The sequence below is a fragment of the Citrobacter sp. H12-3-2 genome (genome assembly GCF_009649895.1).
GTDB classification, from domain to species: domain Bacteria; phylum Pseudomonadota; class Gammaproteobacteria; order Enterobacterales; family Enterobacteriaceae; genus Citrobacter; species Citrobacter portucalensis.
The window spans coordinates 1,119,489-1,136,170 of the sequence record NZ_CP045837.1 but is presented as its reverse complement, the minus strand read 5'-3'; the positions used below and the strand labels follow the sequence as shown (position 1 = coordinate 1,136,170).

The window sequence follows — 16,682 nt, the reverse complement described above, 5'->3', positions numbered from 1 at the left end:
ACCAATGTGGGGATGGAGAGAACGTTTTACGAGGGGGATTCCAAAAATTGCTCCGTTGCATAAATAAGACCTGCCGGATGACGATGTCAGGGCATCTTATCCGGCCTACAAGAGATTTCTTCCTGTAGGCCGGTGGAGCGATTACTGCACGCGCGCCAGCGCGACCGCCTGACCCAACTGCCACACGGCCATCGCGTAGTGGGTACTGTGGTTGTAGCGGGTGATGGTGTAGAAGTTCGGCAATCCATACCAGTACTGATAGCCGGTACCAATATCCAGGCGCAGCAGGCTGGCCTGCTGATGATTACCCAACGACTGCTGTGGCGTCAGACCCGCCGCAGCAAGCTGAGAAATGCTGTACTGGGTTTTAAAGCCGTTCGCCAGCCCAGGTGCCTGACCATTTGCCGGCACCGCGACCGTATCGCCTTTCACCCAGCCGTGGCCCTTGAAGTAATTCGCCACGCTACCGATGGCATCAACCGGATCCCACAGGTTAATGTGGCCATCGCCATTGAAATCAACGGCATATTGCTTATAGGAAGACGGCATAAACTGGCCGTAGCCCATCGCGCCGGCGAAAGAACCTTTCAAATCGAGCGGATCGTCGCTTTCATCTCGCGCCATCAGCAGGAAGGTTTCCAGTTCACCAGAGAAGTATTCCGCACGACGAGGATAGTTAAACGACAGCGTCGCCAGCGCATCCAGAATCCGCGTTTTACCCATCACGCGGCCCCAACGCGTTTCAACGCCGATAATGCCAACGATAATTTCCGGCGGAACACCATAGACCTGCCACGCACGGTTCAGAGCATCTTCATATTGATTCCAGAAGGCTACGCCATTTTGCACGTTGTCAGGCGTGATGAACTGTTTGCGGTAGCGCAGCCATGCGCCGTTAGGACCGGCTGGCGGTTGAGTCGTCGGTGCCTGGCGGTCCATCAAACGCAATACCGAGTCCAGACGCTTGGCCTGCGACAAGATCTCCTGCAGCTGCTGGCGGTCAAAGCCGTGCTTGTTCACCATTTTTTCGATGAACTGCTGCGCGTTCGGATTATTGGCAAAATCACCGCCCGTTTGCATGACGTTGTGCTGTGGCTCAAGCAGGAAGCCGCCGGATGGCGCACCCGAAGTCGTTTGAGTCTCTGAAGGTTTAGGTTTGCTGCTACAGGCAGCGAGCAGTACGAAAAGGGGGAGTAACGCTACATAACGACGCTTGAACATGAGACATCCATTAAACAAATTCAGCCTGGGAGAAGTATGGTAAAGCATCCTCCGCCATACAAGGAAGCGGTAGTCGCTCTCCTTCACAGAATTTACACCCCCTTTCATCTCTGACCTTCACATTTGCGAGCCTTCACGCAATAACTTTCAAATTAAAATATTTATCTTTCATTTTGAGATCAAAATAACACTTTTATATCTTTCAATCTGATTAAAATTAGCCACCGTTTGGCAAGATAACTAAAATCCCTACAGGAGAGAATAATGATCGACACCATCACACTCGGTGCTGAGTGGTTTATCGGGCTGTTCCAGAAAGGCGGAGAAGTGTTTACCGGTATGGTGACCGGTATTCTTCCCCTGCTGATTAGCCTGCTGGTCATCATGAATGCGCTGATTAACTTTATCGGCCAGCAACGTATTGAACGTTTTGCTCAGCGCTGCGCCGGAAATCCACTGTCCCGCTATTTGCTACTGCCGTGCATCGGCACATTTGTATTTTGTAACCCGATGACGCTGAGTCTGGGTCGCTTTATGCCAGAAAAATACAAGCCCAGCTACTACGCCGCCGCCTCTTACAGTTGCCATTCAATGAACGGCTTATTCCCGCACATCAACCCCGGCGAACTGTTTGTCTATCTGGGGATCGCCAGCGGCCTGACCACGCTGGGGCTTCCGCTTGGCCCACTGGCGGTGAGCTACCTGCTGGTCGGTTTGGTGACTAACTTCTTCCGCGGCTGGGTGACCGATTTCACCACCACTATCTTCGAGAAAAAAATGGGCATTCAACTTGAGCAGAAGGTGCATCTGGCGGGAGCAACATCATGACACGTATTCGTATTGAAAAAGGCACCGGCGGCTGGGGTGGCCCCCTTGAACTGGATGCCATTCCGGGCAAGAAAATTGTCTATATCACCGCAGGAACTCGCCCCGCAATAGTCGACAGGATAGCAAGCCTGACCGGTTGGCAGGCAGTTGATGGCTTCAAAGAAGGCGAGCCGCCGGAGAACGAAATTGGTGTGGCGATCATCGACTGCGGCGGCACGCTGCGCTGTGGGATCTATCCCAAACGCCGTATACCGACGGTGAATATTCACGCTACGGGTAAATCCGGCCCGCTGGCTCAGTACATTGTCGAAGATATCTATGTCTCTGGCGTGAAAGAAGAAAACATCACGATTGTCGGCGAGGCATCCGCTGCGCCGCAACCTGCAAGCAGCACTATCGGTCGCGATTACGACACCAGTAAAAAGATTACCGAACAAAGCGACGGCCTGTTGGCAAAAGTGGGAATGGGCATGGGTTCAGCCGTTGCGGTTCTGTTCCAGTCCGGACGTGACACCATCGATACCGTCCTGAAAACTATTCTGCCATTTATGGCGTTCGTCTCGGCACTGATCGGCATCATTATGGCTTCGGGTCTGGGAGACTGGATTGCCCATGGACTTGCGCCGCTGGCCAGCCATCCGTTGGGACTGGTTACTCTGGCGCTGATCTGCTCTTTCCCGCTGCTGTCGCCTTTCCTCGGCCCCGGTGCGGTTATCGCCCAGGTTATCGGCGTGCTGATCGGTGTACAGATTGGTCTGGGGAACATTCCTCCGCATCTGGCGCTACCTGCCCTGTTCGCCATTAACGCCCAGGCTGCATGTGACTTTATTCCAGTTGGGTTGTCGCTGGCCGAAGCGCGTCAGGACACTGTCCGCGTCGGCGTGCCATCCGTACTGGTGAGCCGTTTTCTGACCGGCGCACCTACCGTTCTCATCGCCTGGTTTGTTTCTGGCTTTATTTACCAATAAGGGGCACTCAAAAATGACCGTAATTTATCAAACCACCATTACCCGTATCGGCCAGAGCGCCCCGGATGCACTGTGCGACCAGATGCTGATTACCTTTCGTGAAGGCGCGCCAGCGGATATCGAAGAGTTTTGTTTCATCCATTGCCACGGGGACCTGAACGGCTCTTTACAAGCAGGGATCCAGTTTGAACTGGGCCAGCACCACTACCCGGTCACCGCCGTGGGCAGCGTGGCGGAACAAAACTTACGTGAACTCGGGCATATCACCCTGCGCTTTGACGGGCAGAGCGAAGCGGAATTCCCCGGCACTGTACACGTTGCGGGCCCCGTCCCGGACGGTATCACCCCGGGCTGTATTTTGAAGTTTGTTGCTTAAGATTGAAGGAGATAAAAATGAATCAGGTTGCCGTTGTCATTGGTGGAGGCCAGACCCTGGGGGCATTCCTTTGCCGTGGGCTTGCGACAGAAGGATACCGCGTCGCGGTGGTGGATATTCAAAGCGATAAAGCTGCCAACGTCGCGCAAGAAATTAACGCCGAGTTTGGCGAAGGTACCGCGTACGGTTTTGGCGCAGATGCCACCAGCGAACAGAGCGTGCTGGCGCTGTCGCGCGGAGTAGATGAAATATTCGGTCGCGTCGATCTGCTGGTTTACAGTGCGGGTATCGCTAAAGCCGCGTTTATCAGCGACTTTCAGCTTGGGGATTTCGACCGCTCGCTGCAGGTCAATCTGGTCGGCTACTTCCTCTGTGCTCGTGAATTTTCACGCCTGATGATCCGCGATGGCGTGCAGGGACGCATTATCCAGATCAACTCAAAATCAGGGAAAGTGGGCAGCAAACACAATTCAGGCTACAGCGCGGCAAAATTTGGTGGCGTGGGCTTAACCCAGTCGCTGGCACTGGATCTGGCGGAGTATGGGATCACCGTACATTCGCTGATGCTCGGCAACCTGCTGAAATCACCAATGTTTCAGTCGTTATTACCGCAATATGCGACCAAGCTGGGCCTTAAGCCAGATGAGGTGGAGCAGTACTACATTGATAAGGTTCCGCTTAAACGCGGCTGCGATTATCAGGACGTACTGAACATGCTGCTGTTTTACGCCAGTCCAAAAGCCTCTTACTGCACCGGGCAGTCCATCAACGTGACCGGCGGTCAGGTGATGTTTTAATGTTGAATTGCCGGATGGCGGCTGCGCTTATCCGGCAAAATCAAAGGAGTACATAATGGTTTCCGCACTGATTACCGTCGCCGCTATCGCCTGGTGCCTGCAACTGGCGCTTGGTGGCTGGCAAATATCCCGCTTTAACCGGGCGTTTGATCAACTCTGCCAGCAAGGTCGGGTTGGTGTTGGTCGCTCCGGTGGGCGTTTTAAACCGCGCGTGGTGGTAGCCATTGCGCTGGATGAGCAGCAACGGGTGACCGACACGTTATTTATGAAAGGTCTTACGGTATTCGCCCGACCTAGCAAAATTGCCACGATAATGGGCAAACATCTTGATGATTTACAGCCTGATGTGATCTTTCCCCATGATCCGTTATCACAGAATGCACTATCATTGGCGCTTAAACTGAAACATGGGTAATTTCGTTGTGAATGCTAATAGCTTGCGAAATTATCATTTTGCAACTTATTAAGTCAGGGTAATCACGCCTATGAAACCTCGTCAGCGTCAGGCTGCCATACTGGAGCATCTGCAAAAGCAGGGCAAATGCTCGGTTGAAGAACTGGCCCACTACTTTGACACGACCGGCACGACCATTCGCAAAGACCTGGTCATTCTGGAAAATGCCGGAACCGTCATTCGTACCTACGGCGGTGTGGTATTAAATAAAGACGAATCCGACCCGCCAATCGATCACAAAACGCTAATCAATACGCATAAAAAAGAGCAGATTGCCGAAGCCGCCGTCCGTTTTATACACGATGGCGACTCTATTATTCTGGATGCGGGTAGCACCGTACTGCAGATGGTGCCGATGCTCACGCGCTTTAGCAACATCACCGTCATGACCAACAGTCTGCACATTGTTAACGCCCTTTCGGAGCTGGACAACGAGCAAACTATCCTGATGCCCGGCGGGACCTTTCGCAAAAAATCTGCGTCATTTCACGGTCAGCTGGCAGAAAACGCCTTTGAGCAGTTCAGCTTTGATAAACTCTTCATGGGCACCGACGGCATTGACCTCAATGCCGGCGTGACCACCTTTAATGAGGTGTTTAGCGTCAGTAAAGCGATGTGCAATGCCGCTCGCGAAGTGATTCTGATGGCTGACTCGTCAAAATTTGGGCGCAAAAGCCCTAATGTTGTATGCAGTCTGGAAAGCGTCGACAAGCTGATTACCGATGCGGGCATCGACCCTGCGTTTCGTCAGGCGCTGGAAGCAAAAGGGATTGAAGTGATCATAACCGGAGAAACCAATGAGTGATGCACTACTGAACGCGGGCCGTCAGACGTTAATGCTGGAACTACAGGAAGCCAGCCGACTGCCAGAACGCCTGGGCGATGATTTTGTCCGCGCCGCCAATACGATTATCCACTGTGAAGGCAAAGTCATTGTCTCCGGTATTGGTAAATCAGGTCATATTGGCAAAAAAATTGCTGCGACCCTCGCCAGTACCGGCACGCCCGCCTTTTTTGTGCATCCGGCGGAAGCGCTGCACGGCGACTTAGGGATGATCGAAAGCCGTGATGTCATGCTGTTTATCTCCTACTCCGGCGGTGCGAAAGAGCTGGATCTCATCATCCCACGCCTGGAAGACAAATCCGTCGCACTGCTGGCAATGACCGGAAAACCGACCTCACCGTTGGGTCTGGCCGCCAAAGCCGTGCTGGATATTTCCGTTGAGCGCGAAGCCTGTCCGATGCGCCTGGCACCGACGTCCAGCACCGTAAATACGTTGATGATGGGCGACGCGCTGGCGATCGCCGTGATGCAAGCGCGCGGCTTTAACGAAGAAGATTTTGCCCGCTCACATCCGGCAGGTGCGCTGGGCGCTCGTCTGTTGAATAAAGTGCATCATCTGATGCGCCGCGACGATGCCATACCTCAGGTGAAGCTCACCACCAGCGTGATGGACGCGATGCTGGAACTCAGCCGCACGGGTCTTGGCCTGGTCGCGGTCTGCGACGACCAGTCACTGGTGAAAGGGGTCTTTACCGACGGTGACCTGCGCCGCTGGCTGGTTGGCGGCGGAGCGCTCACCACCCAGGTTAGCGAAGCTATGACTCAGAATGGCATTACGCTACAGGCGCAGAGCCGCGCGATTGACGCCAAAGAGATCCTGATGAAGCGTAAAATCACTGCCGCACCGGTTGTCGATGAAAACGGTAAACTCACCGGTGCTATCAACCTGCAGGATTTCTATCAGGCCGGTATTATCTAATCCTTCAGACCCAGACGTTTCGCCAGCCGGTGCAGGTTGGCGACGTCTGTTTCCAGCGTCCGCGCGCTTGCCGCCCAACTGTGATTATTTTGCGCCAGTGCCCGGCGGATCATCTCCCGCTGGAACGACTCTGTTGCTTCACGCAGATTGTGATGTTGCGGGATCTCCGCAACAACTTCCGCCACCTGCGGAGCCGGACCTTCATCCTGCAAGGCAAAATGCTGCGTCTCCAGCACCACTTCATCCCCTGCCCTGGTAGCCCTGGCCAGAACAACCGCCCGGTGAATGGCATGTTCCAGCTCGCGCACGTTTCCGGGCCAGCCGTAATTCAGCAGATGGCTACGCGCGCCGGGGCTTAGCACCACGCGGGAAAGACCCAGCCGCAGTCGGCATTGCTCGCAAAAATAGCCGGCCAGCAGCACCACATCTTCGCCGCGCTCACGAAGAGGCGGTACAGAAAGGGGGAAGACGCTCAGACGGTGGAACAAATCCGCGCGGAAATTCCCGGCCAGCACCTCTTCGCGTAAATCACGGTTCGTCGCCGCCAGCACCCGCACATCCACGCGTAGGCTGCGATCGTCACCCACGCGCTGAATATCGCCGTACTGCAATACGCGTAGCAGCTTAGCCTGTAGCGCCAGCGAGAGTTCGCCTATCTCGTCGAGAAACAGCGTCCCATTGTCGGCCATTTCAAACTTACCGCTACGATTGCTGATAGCCCCGGTAAACGCGCCTTTTACGTGACCAAACAGCTCACTTTCGGCTACGGTTTCCGGCAACGCTGCACAGTTCAGATACACCAGTGGATTCACCGCGCGCGGCGAACCTTCATGGATAGCTTTAGCCACCAGCTCCTTCCCGGTCCCTGTTTCGCCGCTTATCAGCACGTTGAGATCGGACCCCGCCACAATCTCAATTTCTTTTTTCAGCTGCATCATATTGGGCGAAAGGCCAATCATCTGGGTTTCCGTCACCTGCTCAAAGTTGGTTGACGAACCTGGCAGCATATTCTGGCTTTCCAGTTGTTCAATCAGCAGCGCATTGCTCAGCGCACCCGCCGCCAGCGCGGCAATCAGCCTAAGCTCCTCATCGCTGAAAACATCGAACTGATCGGGCTCCATGCCATCCAGAGTTAACGCACCAATCAAATTTTGACCGGCGAACAACGGCAGCCCAATACAGGCATGCACCTTCAGACTCTCCTGCCCCGGAATCAGACCATCATATGGGTCTGGCAAATCGCTGTCGGCAGGGAAACGAACCACGTCTCCGGCGCGGGCAATCGCCTCCAGACGCGGATGCCCTTCCAGAGTAAAGCGTCTGCCGAGAACATCCTGCGCCAGCCCATCGATCGCCAGCGGAATAAACTGTCGCGACTCGTAGCGCAGCAGTGCCGACGCGTCGCACTCCAGCACCTGACGCAAAGTGGTTATCAGACGTTGAAAACGATCCTGATGTCCAATACCGCTTTGTAATTCAATGGCGATGCCCGCCAGCACGTCTACGGAAAAGCTCATGACTACCTCATTGTCATTTTGACAATTCATATTGTCATATTGACAATAAAATTAATAGTCATTTTGACTACCACCTAATAAGCAGAAAACAATAAAACCATTAAAATCAATAAAATAAAAAGTTGGCACGCAACCTGCAATAAGCAAAACATCTTTTTTAGAAAAACGCTGAATTAATTACTGAGGTTGCTATGTCTATTCTGGTTAAAAATAACATTCATTGGGTTGGCCAACGTGACTGGGAAGTTCGTGATTTCCACGGGACTGAATACAAAACGCTGCGCGGCAGCAGCTACAACAGCTATCTCATCCGTGAAGAAAAAAATGTCCTGATCGATACAGTAGACCACAAGTTTAGCCGTGAATTCGTGCAGAACCTGCGCAGTGAAATTGACCTCGCGGATATCGACTACATCATCATTAACCACGCGGAAGAAGACCATGCAGGGGCGCTGACTGAGCTGATGTCCTGCATCCCGGACACGCCGATTTACTGCACAGCCAACGCCATTGACTCCATCAACGGGCATCACCATCACCCGGAGTGGAACTTTAACGTGGTGAAAACCGGTGATTCACTGGACATTGGTAACGGCAAACAGCTGATCTTCGTTGAAACGCCAATGCTGCACTGGCCTGACAGCATGATGACCTACATGACCGGCGACGCGGTGCTGTTCAGTAATGACGCCTTCGGCCAGCACTACTGCGACGAACGTCTGTTTAACGACGAAGTTGACCAGACCGAACTGTTCGAACAGTGCCAGCGTTACTACGCCAACATTCTGACGCCGTTCAGCCGTCTGGTTACACCGAAAATTACTGAGATACTCGGCTTCAACCTGCCTGTCGATATGATTGCTACTTCCCACGGCGTGGTATGGCGCGACAACCCGACGCAAATCGTGGAAATGTATCTGAAATGGGCGGCGGATTATCAGGAAGACCGCATCACCATTTTCTACGACACCATGTCCAACAACACCCGCATGATGGCGGACGCCATAGCCCAGGGCATCAACGAAGTTGACCCGAACGTGGCAGTGAAAATCTTTAACGTCGCCCGTAGCGATAAGAACGAAGTTCTGACTAACGTCTTCCGCTCTAAAGGCGTGCTGGTCGGTACTTCGACGATGAACAACGTGATGATGCCAAAAATCGCCGGTTTGGTGGAAGAGATGACCGGCCTGCGTTTTCGTAACAAACGCGCCAGCGCCTTTGGCTCACACGGCTGGAGCGGCGGCGCAGTAGACCGTTTGTCTACGCGTTTGCAGGATGCTGGTTTCGAAATGTCGCTGAGCCTGAAGGCGAAATGGCGTCCGGACCTGGATGCACTGGAACTATGCCGCCAGCACGGCCGTGAAATCGCGCGTCAGTGGGCGCTTGCGCCACTGCCGGAAACAACCGTGAAAGCCGCATCCAAAGAAGAAGAATGCGCTTGCGCCGCTGCGGCTGCCGCCGATCTTGGACCTAGCATGCAGTGCAGCGTGTGCCAGTGGATTTACGACCCGGCAAAAGGTGAACCGCTGCAGGATGTCGCGCCGGGAACACCGTGGAGCGACGTGCCGGATAACTTCCTGTGCCCGGAATGTTCATTAGGTAAAGACGTCTTCGACGTCCTGGCAACGGAGGCAAAATGAGCCGCGGAATTGTCATTATTGGTTCGGGCTTCGCCGCCCGCCAGTTAGTCAAAAATATCCGTAAGCAGGATGCAAATGTCCCGCTGACCCTGATTGCTGCGGACAGCATGGATGAGTACAACAAGCCCGATCTCAGCCATGTTATCAGTCAGTCACAGCGTGCAGACGACCTCACCCGCCAGTCGGCGGGGGAGTTTGCCGAACAGTTTAATTTGCGCCTGTTCCCGCACACCTGGGTAACCGACATCGATGCTGATGCCCACGTAGTGAAAAGCCAGGATCAGCAGTGGCAGTACGACAAACTGGTGCTGGCGACGGGCGCTTCAGCCTTTGTACCGCCGGTTACCGGACGTGAGTTAATGCTCACGTTGAACAGCCAACAAGAGTATCGCGCTTGTGAAACGCAGCTGCGTGATGCCCAGCGGGTACTGATTGTCGGCGGCGGCTTGATTGGCAGTGAACTGGCGATGGATTTCTGTCGTGCCGGTAAAGCGGTAACGCTTATCGACAACGCCGCCAGCATTCTAGCTTCGCTGATGCCGCCGGAAGTCAGCAGTCGCTTACAGCATCGTCTGACCGATATGGGCGTACACCTGCTGTTGAAATCACAGCTTCAGGGGCTGGAGAAAACGGCGTCAGGTATTCGTGCCACGCTCGATCGTAGCCGCAGCGTAGAAGTCGATGCGGTGATCGCCGCCACCGGCTTACGCCCGGAGACCGCACTGGCGCGTCGTGCCGGATTGAACATCAATCGTGGCGTCTGCGTCGATAGCTACCTGCAAACCAGCCACCCGGACATTTATGCTCTCGGCGACTGTGCGGAGATTAACGGTCAGGTGCTCCCGTTCCTGCAGCCGATTCAGCTGAGCGCCATGTATCTGGCGAAAAACCTGCTCGGCGGCAATGCGCCATTGAAACTGCCAGCCATGCTGGTAAAAGTCAAAACGCCAGAACTGCCTCTGCATTTGGCCGGGGAAACCCAGCGCCGGGATCTAAACTGGCACATCGCCGCCGAAGCGCAGGGGATGGTCGCCAGAGGGATGAACGACGAAGGCCAGCTGTGTGCGTTTGTCGTCAGTGAAGACCGCATGAAAGAGGCCTTTGCGCTGCTGAAAACGTTGCCTGTGTAAGTCTGGGATGCCGGATGGTGCCGCTTCGCGTCTTATCCGGCCTGCGACTTTGCCCGGCAACGCTGCTACTGATTTATTAACCTCACGCACATGGATGTGCGTTGCCACTTGTCGGTATGCCCCGACATGTTTTTCTTGCCCCGCCAGTCCCGGGGCTTTTTTTATTTTTGCGCCAACGCTCGCGCCGCGGCAATCACGCCCTGCCCCAATGACAACCCGCCGTCGCCCGCCGGTAAACGCTGCGGGAACAGTAAGGTAAAATCACGCAGATAAAACGCCAGACGGGCCGACAATAAGCGGTTATGCATCACGCCACCGCTAAATACTAACGTCTTAATCCCGCGCGCTTCGGCCTGCATTCGCATCAGAGTGGCAAACCCACGCGCCAGCGCGTCGTGAAACGCCCACGCCCTTTCTGCTGGTTTGGCCTGCCAGTTCAGCCATTGCTGCCAAAAAACTGCTAAGTCCAGCTGATTGTCATCAAGCGGCACCGTGACTGGGTGATCAACGCCATCACATTGCGATGCCATCGCCTCAAGCGCACAGGCCGCTTCACCTTCATAACTCAATGATTCCGGTGCACATTGCAACGCGGCGGCAACGGCATCAAACAGTCGTCCGCACGATGACGCCAGCGGAGCGTTAATTCCCCGTTCAATAGCGCGCGCCAGCACGTTCCAGTTTTGATGTTGCAGCACCGATGTTTCCGGATAACGCTGCCAGTCAGGAACAAAACGCAGGCACTGCGCGAGCAGATTACGCCACGGCTGTTTTGCCGCCAGATCGCCGCCCGCCAGCGCTACCGCCGGTAAGCCGCCAAGGTATTCGCATTCACGATAGTTAACCCGCAAACACTCTCCACCCCACAGCGCGCCGTTTTCCCCCATACCGATACCGTCTAGCGTCAGGGCAATCACATCATCGCCATTGAGCGGCCAGCCGTGCTCCGCAAGACACGCAGCGGCATGCGCATGGTGATGCAGCACCGTTTCAGTTGGCAGCTCCATTTCACTGGCCCATTGGCTGGAAACATAGCCAGGGTGTGCATCATGCACGATACGCTGCGGCGTAAAGTCATAAATGTTCTGGATCAGGCGTAGCGCATCACGCCACTGTTGCTGAATGCCGTCATCGCTGAGATCGCCCAAATGCTGGCTGATAACCGCCTGTTCACCACGGACCAGACAGAAAGTATTTTTCAGATCCGCGCCTAAGCACAGCATCGGCGGCACGTCGCGAAATCCTGGTGGTAGTGCAACCGCATCCGGCACATAACCCCGGGAACGACGCAGCATTTCCCCACTGTCACGCACCACGGAGTCATCCATCCGCTGCACAATTTCGCGATTATGCAGCAGGAAACCGTCGGCAATGTCGTGTAAATCTTCCAGCGCCTGGGCGTTGGTAATGGCCGGAGGCCTGCCGCTGAGGTTGCCAGAGGTCATCACCAGCGGACAATTCATCTCTTGTAAGAGTAAATGCTGTAACGGATTCGCTGGCAGCATGACGCCAACCTCCGTTAACCCTGGCGCAATACCCTCGCTCAATGCAGCGACATAGCGTTTCTGCACCAGCACGATCGGCGCAGCAGGGGTAGTCAGCAAACGACGAGCGGGTTCAGGCAATCCCTCATCAGAGGGCAGCATCACTGCCAGAGGTTTCGTCGGACGGTGTTTGCGCAGCCTGAGTAGCGCTACGGCGTTATCATTTCGCGCATCGCACACCAGATGAAACCCACCAATGCCTTTAACCGCCACAATACCGCCTGCTTTCAGCCGCGATACCGCCGCCTGCAGCGCCACTTCTTTCTCCGCTCGCTCACCCGCACAGAACCACTCCAGATGAGGGCCGCATGCCGGACAAGCCACTGGCTGGGCGTGGAATCGACGGTCGTACGGATCGCGATACTCTTTGTCACATTGCGCGCAGAGTGGGAATGACGCCATTACGGTAAACGGACGATCGTAGGGCATCGCGCGGATAATCGTAAAACGCGGACCACAGTGGGTGCAGTTGATAAAGGGGTATCGGTAACGACGTTCGCCGGGGGTGTTCATTTCAACAAGGCATTCGGGACAGGTCGCGGCGTCCGGAACGATTTGCGTATTCATCGTACCGCCAGCACTTTGACGAATCGAGAAATCGGCAGGCTGCTGCGTCCAGGCGAATGGTTCACTCTCAACGCTGTCAATGCGCGCCAGCGGTGGGCAGTGTTGATGCAACTGCGCAATAAACTCCGCCGGATCTTCCTGTAAGCGCACAACCACACCGTCACCGTCGTTACACACATCGCCATGCAGTTGTAAGCGCTGCGCCAGTTGCCAGACGTAGGGGCGAAATCCGACGCCCTGTACTTTGCCGCGAATACGCAGCTGTACGCCGGAGTGGTTGTTTATTGTCATTAAGTCGTTCCCGCAGTCATCTATCCCGGTTTGCCTGATGGCGCTACGCTTATCAGGCCTACGTGGATACGAACAGTAGGCCGGATAAGGCAAAGCCGCCATCCGGCATAAGTACTACCGTATTTTACGCGGATTTTCAGATATCAGAACAGCAAAGATGCGGTGGAATCCAGCGCGGCGCGACGACGTTTTTCCGCGCTCAGTTGCTCAAGCTTATTGCGATCCACATATATCAGCGCGTGAGTCGGGCACACTTCCATACAGGCAGGACCGGCCTCACGATGGTGGCACAGGTCGCACTTATTGGCTTCAGCTTTTTCTGCGCGGACGTTCAGACCTGCGCCGCTGTTACGCACGACCGGACGCACGACCACTTCCATTGCGCCGTAAGGACAAGCCACAACGCAGGTTTTACAGCCAATGCAACGTTCCTGCATTACATGAACAAAACCTTTATCACGGCTGATCGCACCGTTCGGACAGACGTTAGCGCACGGCGCGTCTTCGCACTGGCGGCACAGCGTCGCCGTGGAGACATTAACGCCTTTGATGACGTGAATGCGGGGTAAAAAGGTTTCAGGGGTCAGCGATGCGCAGTCCTGGTTATCCTGATGGGATACCACGCAGGCCACTTCACAGGTACGGCAACCAATGCATTTATTGGCGTCTGCAATGATGAAACGGTTCATCAATTTCTCCAGCAATGACAGAATATCTGCCGAAGCATACACAAATCGTGCCAGAATTTAATTTGCTGTTTTTAAAGGGATTTTATTCTGAAGAACGCAAGAAGGGCGTGTCATCGTCACTAGTGACGATGACAAATGACAGCTGTCAGCGCGAAACGGGCGGCGCAACTGAGTCGCGCGCAATGAGTTCACCGGTGAAGGTCTTTGACGGCGTAAACGCCCCGTCACCTAACATAAAGATCAGGCGCCCAATCGTTTCCTGAATCATTTCTGTTACCGGAATTTTAACGCTGGAAAGCGCCGGAATAGTGTATGGCGCGAGGGCGATATCATCAAAGCCAATCACCGACACCTGTGCGGGAACGCTCACACCATGCTCGTGCAACTGCTTCATCGCGCCGATCGCCATATCGTCATTGCTGGCCACCAATGCGGTAAAATTGACCTTGCGCGAAAGCAAAGTATCCACACCCGCTGCGCCGCAGGCTGGCGTCCATTTCCCTTTAACAATCAGATCATTATTTAGCGCGATCCCATGATGTGCCAGCGCGTCTTTATAGCCTGAAAGTCGCTCCACGCCGGTTGGCGAATCCATCGAGCCGGTAATAAAACCAATCTCTTTATGCCCGGTGGCAATGAGCTGAGTAACGGCGTTAAAGCTGGTCTGCTTTTGATCGCACCATACGCTGTGGCTACTGTTTTTCCGCAGGCGTCGATTAAGCACCATAATCGGCTGGCTGTGGGCATCGATGATGTCATCTATCTCATCCACGCTGAGAAAACGCGGATATATCATAATCGCGTCACAGCGCAGGTCGAGCAGGTACTGGATCGCCTGGCGCTCTTCCTCAGCGCTATGCTTACCGTCAGCCAGTAACAGCTGGCGCCCTTTATCTTCCGCCATCCGCGCGGTATGAAACAGCAGTTCGCTGAAATAGACGCCGTGATAAAGGGTGTTTGTTACCACCAGACCCAGTGTCTGCGTGGTTTTCGCCGCGAGACTGCGCGCCAGCAAATTTGGGCGGTAACCACTCTCTTCAATGGCCTGAAACACGCGGTCTTTGGTTTCCTGGCTGACATAGCCGTTTCCGGAAAGCACCCGGGAAACCGTCGCTTTCGACACTCCGGCACGCTTCGCCACCTCCAGCATCGTGGTCATATTACTCATCCCTTTTCTCTCAATGTGACGCAGTGTACTGCACCGTTTTGCCGCTGTCCTTGCTGCTAAATCGCAGACGCTGACATCTGGTGATCGGGGTCACAATTACAAAAATTGATCAAAATTAAATCTTGATCAGTTAATACAATTTAAACATGATTTTGTGGAACCGGTTTCCTATCTGCGTTTCATCAACCCAGAAAAGCGATCCACGTAAACGGATAAAAAATAACGTACTCTACTGATAAAACAGGATTAAATCCGATGTCCAAGAATTATGCAGCGCTGGCGCGCTCCGTTGTGACGGCTCTGGGAGGCGTCGACAACATCACAGCAGTGACCCATTGTATGACCCGTTTGCGTTTCGTTATCAAAGATGACTCGCAGGTCGACAGCGCGACGCTGAAAACCCTCACTGGCGTGCTGGGCGTGGTGCGCAACGAGAACCAGTGCCAGGTGATTATCGGCAACACCGTTTCGCAGGCGTATCGTGAAGTGGTCAGCCTGTTGCCTGCCAACATGCAGCCTGCTGAGCCGCAAATCAAACCCCGACTGACGCTGAAGCGGATTGGCGCGGGGATCCTTGATGCGCTGATCGGCACAATGTCGCCGTTGATCCCGGCGATTATCGGCGGATCAATGCTCAAGCTGCTGGCGATGGTTCTGGAAATGACCGGCGTGCTGGTGAAAGGATCGTCCACGCTCACCATTCTGACCGTCATTGGCGACGGTGCATTCTTCTTCCTGCCGCTGATGGTCGCCGCGTCGGCCGCTATCAAATTCAAAACCAACATGTCGCTGGCTATCGCCATCGCGGGCGTACTGGTGCATCCCAGCTTTATCGACCTGATGGCGAAGGCCGCGCAGGGTGAGCACGTTGAGTTTGCCCTGATCCCAGTGACGGCGGTGAAATACACCTACACGGTGATCCCGGCGCTGGTCATGACCTGGTGCTTGTCATACATCGAACGTTGGGTCGATCGTATAACTCCGGCGGTGACCAAAAACTTCCTCAAACCGATGCTGATCGTGCTGATCGCCGCCCCGCTCGCCATCGTCATCATTGGCCCGATCGGTATCTGGATCGGTAGCGCGATTTCAGCGCTGGTCTATACCATCCACGGCTATCTCGGCTGGCTGTCAGTGGCCATTATGGGCGCGCTGTGGCCGCTGCTGGTAATGACCGGTATGCACCGTGTCTTTACACCAACCATTATTCAGACAATTGCCGAAACCGGAAAAGAAGGCATGGTGATGCCGTCGGAAATCGGTGCCAACTTGTCGTTAGGTGGTTCATCGCTGGCAGTGGCATGGAAAACCAAAAACCCGGAGCTACGCCAGACGGCGTTAGCGGCCGCCGCCTCAGCCATCATGGCGGGCATTTCCGAACCCGCGCTGTATGGCGTGGCAATCCGCCTGAAACGTCCGCTGATTGCGAGCCTTATCAGCGGTTTTATCTGCGGTGCTGTTGCTGGAATGGCCGGGCTTGCAAGCCACTCCATGGCGGCTCCAGGTCTGTTCACCAGCGTCCAGTTTTTCGATCCGGCCAATCCGATGACCATCGTTTGGGTATTTGGCGTGATGGCGCTGGCGGTAGTGCTTTCTTTTGTACTAACGCTGATTCTCGGCTTTGAAGATATTCCTGTCGAAGATGCAGCCGCGCAGGCCAGAAAAAACCAGGCCACACAACCGGGCAATATCAATGGGGCCAGCATTTGACTGGTACGAACTGAGGTTA

Annotated in this window: 15 protein-coding genes; 10 read left to right on the top strand and 5 right to left on the bottom strand. The window is 54.6% G+C overall.

What is annotated here, in order from left to right; translation table 11 throughout:
• Positions 1–141 precede the first annotated feature (141 nt).
• A complete protein-coding gene (gene mltB / locus GHC22_RS05405) occupies positions 142–1,221 on the bottom strand; it encodes a lytic murein transglycosylase B (protein ID WP_194841956.1) in 1,080 nt (359 codons plus the stop codon).
• Positions 1,222–1,485: 264 nt separating this feature from the next.
• Between mltB and srlA the strand changes: the two genes are divergently transcribed.
• From srlA to gutQ, 7 genes are all read left to right on the top strand, one after another.
• Positions 1,486–2,049: a PTS glucitol/sorbitol transporter subunit IIC gene (gene srlA / locus GHC22_RS05400; protein WP_003037339.1), complete on the top strand. Its 564-nt coding sequence runs from the start codon at positions 1,486–1,488 to the stop codon at positions 2,047–2,049.
• Positions 2,046–3,017 (top strand): PTS glucitol/sorbitol transporter subunit IIB, encoded by a 972-nt coding sequence (locus GHC22_RS05395; RefSeq protein WP_008785620.1) that lies wholly within the window; start codon positions 2,046–2,048, stop codon positions 3,015–3,017. The genes srlA and GHC22_RS05395 overlap by 4 nt, the downstream gene beginning before the upstream one ends.
• Positions 3,018–3,030: 13 nt before the next feature.
• Positions 3,031–3,393: a PTS glucitol/sorbitol transporter subunit IIA gene (gene srlB, locus GHC22_RS05390; RefSeq protein ID WP_008785621.1), complete on the top strand. Its 363-nt coding sequence runs from the start codon at positions 3,031–3,033 to the stop codon at positions 3,391–3,393.
• Positions 3,394–3,410: 17 nt separating this feature from the next.
• Entirely contained in the window at positions 3,411–4,190 is a 780-nt protein-coding gene (gene srlD / locus GHC22_RS05385) for a sorbitol-6-phosphate dehydrogenase (protein WP_003037345.1), read from the top strand.
• 55 nt (positions 4,191–4,245) lie between these two features.
• The gene (gene gutM, locus GHC22_RS05380) at positions 4,246–4,605 is read left to right on the top strand and encodes a transcriptional regulator GutM (protein WP_153686760.1); all 360 of its coding nucleotides are present in this window, start codon (positions 4,246–4,248) and stop codon (positions 4,603–4,605) included.
• 70 nt (positions 4,606–4,675) lie between these two features.
• Entirely contained in the window at positions 4,676–5,449 is a 774-nt protein-coding gene (locus tag GHC22_RS05375; RefSeq protein ID WP_003037350.1) for a DNA-binding transcriptional repressor, read from the top strand.
• A complete protein-coding gene (gene gutQ, locus GHC22_RS05370) occupies positions 5,442–6,407 on the top strand; it encodes an arabinose-5-phosphate isomerase GutQ (protein WP_003825938.1) in 966 nt (321 codons plus the stop codon). Before GHC22_RS05375 ends, gutQ begins: the two co-directional genes overlap by 8 nt.
• On the opposite strand, the gene norR is transcribed toward gutQ, so the two are convergent.
• Positions 6,404–7,924 carry a nitric oxide reductase transcriptional regulator NorR gene (norR, locus tag GHC22_RS05365; RefSeq protein ID WP_057068118.1) on the bottom strand — a complete coding sequence of 507 codons (1,521 nt, stop codon included), beginning with the start codon at positions 7,922–7,924 and terminating at the stop codon, positions 6,404–6,406. The genes gutQ and norR overlap by 4 nt on opposite strands.
• 191 nt (positions 7,925–8,115) lie before the next feature.
• On the opposite strand from norR, the gene norV reads away from it, so the two are divergent.
• Together norV and norW are read left to right on the top strand one after the other, a co-directional pair.
• Positions 8,116–9,564, top strand: a complete 1,449-nt coding sequence (gene norV, locus GHC22_RS05360) for an anaerobic nitric oxide reductase flavorubredoxin (protein WP_008785624.1) — start codon at positions 8,116–8,118, stop codon at positions 9,562–9,564.
• The gene (norW, locus tag GHC22_RS05355) at positions 9,561–10,694 is read left to right on the top strand and encodes an NADH:flavorubredoxin reductase NorW (protein ID WP_048215690.1); all 1,134 of its coding nucleotides are present in this window, start codon (positions 9,561–9,563) and stop codon (positions 10,692–10,694) included. Before norV ends, norW begins: the two co-directional genes overlap by 4 nt.
• Positions 10,695–10,855: 161 nt before the next feature.
• On the opposite strand, the gene hypF is transcribed toward norW, so the two are convergent.
• The 3 genes from hypF to GHC22_RS05340 all read right to left on the bottom strand — a co-directional run bounded on the left by hypF (position 10,856) and on the right by GHC22_RS05340 (position 14,944).
• A complete protein-coding gene (hypF, locus tag GHC22_RS05350; protein ID WP_057068114.1) occupies positions 10,856–13,096 on the bottom strand; it encodes a carbamoyltransferase HypF in 2,241 nt (746 codons plus the stop codon).
• 143 nt (positions 13,097–13,239) lie between these two features.
• On the bottom strand, positions 13,240–13,785 hold the full coding sequence (gene hydN / locus GHC22_RS05345; RefSeq protein ID WP_003037366.1) for an electron transport protein HydN: 546 nt from the start codon (positions 13,783–13,785) through the stop codon (positions 13,240–13,242).
• Positions 13,786–13,930: 145 nt separating this feature from the next.
• The gene (locus tag GHC22_RS05340) at positions 13,931–14,944 is read right to left on the bottom strand and encodes a LacI family DNA-binding transcriptional regulator (RefSeq protein WP_048215688.1); all 1,014 of its coding nucleotides are present in this window, start codon (positions 14,942–14,944) and stop codon (positions 13,931–13,933) included.
• Positions 14,945–15,208: 264 nt separating this feature from the next.
• Between GHC22_RS05340 and ascF the strand changes: the two genes are divergently transcribed.
• The gene (gene ascF / locus GHC22_RS05335) at positions 15,209–16,663 is read left to right on the top strand and encodes a PTS cellobiose/arbutin/salicin transporter subunit IIBC (protein WP_153752393.1); all 1,455 of its coding nucleotides are present in this window, start codon (positions 15,209–15,211) and stop codon (positions 16,661–16,663) included.
• Positions 16,664–16,682 lie beyond the last annotated feature (19 nt).

Coding starts and splice junctions, on each gene's coding strand:
- GHC22_RS05395 (WP_008785620.1), top strand. CDS start 2,046: ATGACACGTATTCGTATTGAAAAAGGCACCGGCGGCTGGGGTGGCCCC.
- hypF (WP_057068114.1), bottom strand. CDS start 13,096: ATGACAATAAACAACCACTCCGGCGTACAGCTGCGTATTCGCGGCAAA.
- norR (WP_057068118.1), bottom strand. CDS start 7,924: ATGAGCTTTTCCGTAGACGTGCTGGCGGGCATCGCCATTGAATTACAA.
- srlB (WP_008785621.1), top strand. CDS start 3,031: ATGACCGTAATTTATCAAACCACCATTACCCGTATCGGCCAGAGCGCC.
- GHC22_RS05340 (WP_048215688.1), bottom strand. CDS start 14,944: ATGACCACGATGCTGGAGGTGGCGAAGCGTGCCGGAGTGTCGAAAGCG.
- hydN (WP_003037366.1), bottom strand. CDS start 13,785: ATGAACCGTTTCATCATTGCAGACGCCAATAAATGCATTGGTTGCCGT.
- GHC22_RS05375 (WP_003037350.1), top strand. CDS start 4,676: ATGAAACCTCGTCAGCGTCAGGCTGCCATACTGGAGCATCTGCAAAAG.
- srlD (WP_003037345.1), top strand. CDS start 3,411: ATGAATCAGGTTGCCGTTGTCATTGGTGGAGGCCAGACCCTGGGGGCA.
- norV (WP_008785624.1), top strand. CDS start 8,116: ATGTCTATTCTGGTTAAAAATAACATTCATTGGGTTGGCCAACGTGAC.
- mltB (WP_194841956.1), bottom strand. CDS start 1,221: ATGTTCAAGCGTCGTTATGTAGCGTTACTCCCCCTTTTCGTACTGCTC.
- gutQ (WP_003825938.1), top strand. CDS start 5,442: ATGAGTGATGCACTACTGAACGCGGGCCGTCAGACGTTAATGCTGGAA.
- ascF (WP_153752393.1), top strand. CDS start 15,209: ATGTCCAAGAATTATGCAGCGCTGGCGCGCTCCGTTGTGACGGCTCTG.
- srlA (WP_003037339.1), top strand. CDS start 1,486: ATGATCGACACCATCACACTCGGTGCTGAGTGGTTTATCGGGCTGTTC.
- norW (WP_048215690.1), top strand. CDS start 9,561: ATGAGCCGCGGAATTGTCATTATTGGTTCGGGCTTCGCCGCCCGCCAG.
- gutM (WP_153686760.1), top strand. CDS start 4,246: ATGGTTTCCGCACTGATTACCGTCGCCGCTATCGCCTGGTGCCTGCAA.